The organism is Pseudomonas sp. (genome assembly GCF_036404235.1).
Taxonomy (GTDB): domain Bacteria; phylum Pseudomonadota; class Gammaproteobacteria; order Pseudomonadales; family Pseudomonadaceae; genus Aquipseudomonas.
The window spans coordinates 1-2,526 of record NZ_DASWOT010000007.1 but is presented as its reverse complement, the minus strand read 5'-3'; the positions used below and the strand labels follow the sequence as shown (position 1 = coordinate 2,526).

2 protein-coding genes and 2 pseudogenes are annotated in these 2,526 nt (G+C 57.5%); all 4 read left to right on the top strand.

Annotation, left to right across the window (positions count from 1 at the left end; all coding sequences use genetic code 11):
- Positions 1 to 714, top strand: a 714-nt coding sequence (locus VGC62_RS00885; RefSeq protein ID WP_331185219.1) for an OprD family outer membrane porin, incomplete at its 5' end; no start/stop codon positions are given.
- A gap of 72 nt (positions 715 to 786) precedes the next feature.
- Positions 787 to 1,617, top strand: a pseudogene (locus tag VGC62_RS00880) (transporter substrate-binding domain-containing protein).
- 21 nt (positions 1,618 to 1,638) lie between these two features.
- Positions 1,639 to 2,312, top strand: a pseudogene (locus tag VGC62_RS00875) (RraA family protein).
- A 25-nt stretch (positions 2,313 to 2,337) separates the two neighbouring features.
- Positions 2,338 to 2,526, top strand: a 189-nt coding sequence (locus tag VGC62_RS00870) for a hypothetical protein (RefSeq protein ID WP_331185218.1), incomplete at its 3' end; no start/stop codon positions are given.

Below are 2,526 nucleotides of genomic sequence, written 5' to 3'. Positions count from 1 at the left end.
GGACAGCGAAGCAATGCGTTCTATTACGCGGGCGGCGATTACAAACTGTCTAAAGACCTCACCGCGCAGTATTACTACGGTAATCTCGAAGACTTCTATACCCAGCACTTCCTGGGCCTCAAGCACAACCTTTCGCTGCCGGTGGGCAGTCTCAAGACTGACTTGCGTTATTTCTACAGTGACTCCAACGGCAAAAATGCCAGCCAGGAAGGACGACTTGAAGGCTACAAGGCATCCGGTAAAAGCGGCACGAATGGCGAGGTGGATAACCGCACCTGGAGTGTTCTGTCGACCTACAGCCTGAGCGGCCATTCCATCGGTGCAGGCTATCAACAGTCAAACGGTGACAGCGATTTCCCCTTCCTCAATCAAGGCGACGGCTCGACGGCCTATTTGATCACCAACAAGCAGATTGGCAAGTTCCAACGGGCTGGCGAGCGCACCTGGCTGGCTCAGTACGGCTATGACTTTGCCAGCCTCGGCGTTCGTGGTCTGACCACTTCCGTTTCCTATCTGGCGGGCGACCATATTCAGGCAGCGGGCACGGGCAACGAGTGGGAGCGCGACTTCACATTGGGCTACGTAGTACCGGACGGAAAGCTTAAGGGCCTTGGAATGACCTGGCGCAACGCGTCCATTCGTTCCGGAGTGACCAGCCAGCGGGATCAGGATCAGAACCGGATCATCCTGAGCTACACCGTAGCGCTTTTCTAAATGGCATGCCGCACGTTCAACGTGCGGCACACTCGCATTCGCAAAACGGTGACTACATTGCATAAGCGCAACCTGGCCGTTTTCATCACGGCGATATCCTTGGCTTCACTGCTGACCCCCATAGCGGCGGCACACGCGGACGAAACCCTCGACAAGATCCAGCAACGCCACAAGATCAGTGTCGGCGTGATGGTCAGCGGACTGCCTTTTGGCACCCTGGACCCGAAGACCGGCGCCCCCATTGGCTACAACGTCGAACTGGCTCAGGGCGTCGCTAAAGGTCTGGACGTGGACGTCGAGCTGGTGCCAGTGCTCGCGCCCAGTCGCGTGCAGTTTTTGCAACAAGGCAAAGTCGACATCCTGATCGCCAACATGAACCTGACGCCCGATCGCAGCAAGATTTTGGACTACGTCCCGACCCCGTACGAAGAAATCGCTGCCGCCGCACTGATGCGTAAAAACAGCAGCATCAAACGCTGGGAGGATTTGAGAGGCAAACCCGTCTGCGTGTCCCAGGGCAGCAATTTCATCACTTGGCTGCGCGGCACCTACGGGGCCGATATCAAGGCATTCCGCAGCCAGGCAGAATCGTTGCTGTCGTTAAGAGGCAATGGTTGCGTCGCTACCGTTCATGTCAGTCCGACCATGCTGGCGTTGCTGAATAAGCCCGAATGGGCAGATTACGAGATCCCTCTGGAGCCGGATCGTTAGCCTCTGAAATCCGTCATATGGCTGCGAAAAGGCTCGCCCGACACCCAGGCCAGAATCGATGCGATTGTTCGTCAATGGCACCGCAGCGGATGGTTGATCGAAGTCGGCGAACGCAACGACTTGCCGCCGTCAGCCGGCCTGCGTGCGCTGCACGAAAAGCTCAAAAACTCGCCGTCAGCCACTGTCCAATGAACCCCGAAACGGAGCTTGAAGATGACTATCGGCTTTAGGGTTTTATCTCGCCGTCGCACTGTCACGGCTGAACAAATCGAGCGCTTTCGCGGATTGCCGGTGGCCAACATCAGCGACTCGATGAACCGCCTTTCATCGGCGGGTAACAGGCTTCGCCCCTTGCATAGCGGGGGCTATTTGTCTGGTGCGGCCTTGACCGTGAAATGCCGCCCAGACGACAACCTGATAGTGCATTACGCACTCAATATTGCCCAACCCGGTGATGTGATTGTGGTGGATGCCGGCGGGGATCTCACCAATGCCCTCGTTGGCGAACTGATGCTGGCCTTTGCGCAGAAACAGCAGCTTGCAGGCGTCGTCATCCACGGCGCTGTATGCGACCTGCAAAGCATTGCTGGCGCAACGTTCCCGGTCTATGCCGCTGGCGTCACGCACCGTGGGCCGTACAAAAACGGACCGGGTGAAGTCAACGTTCCCATTTCCATAGACGGCATGGTCATCGAACCTGGGGACTTGATCGTTGGCGACATGGATGGAGTGCTGTGCGTACCGCTGGATCACGTAGACGCGATTTATGCCATGGCATCGGAGCAGAACGCGTCCGAGGTACGCAAACTGCGGCCATAGCAGAAGGAAAAAATGACCGGCGCTGGGTGCTCGAAAAGCTCAAAGCGTTGAACTGCCAGTTGCCTTGAAACCCTCGTTTTCAAGAGTGGAGGAATGACCGTGCCCGCAATCGATCTGCCTAACGGCAGCCATATTCACTATGAAATTTCAGGTCACGGGCCGGGGATACTTGCCCTCGCCCCTGGCGGTCTGCATTCGCGAAGCGAACTCTGGACGCGGCGGGAAGACGGCAGACCGCGCGGGATCATCTCGCCTGTGGAGGCGTTCGGGGAGCACTGCACC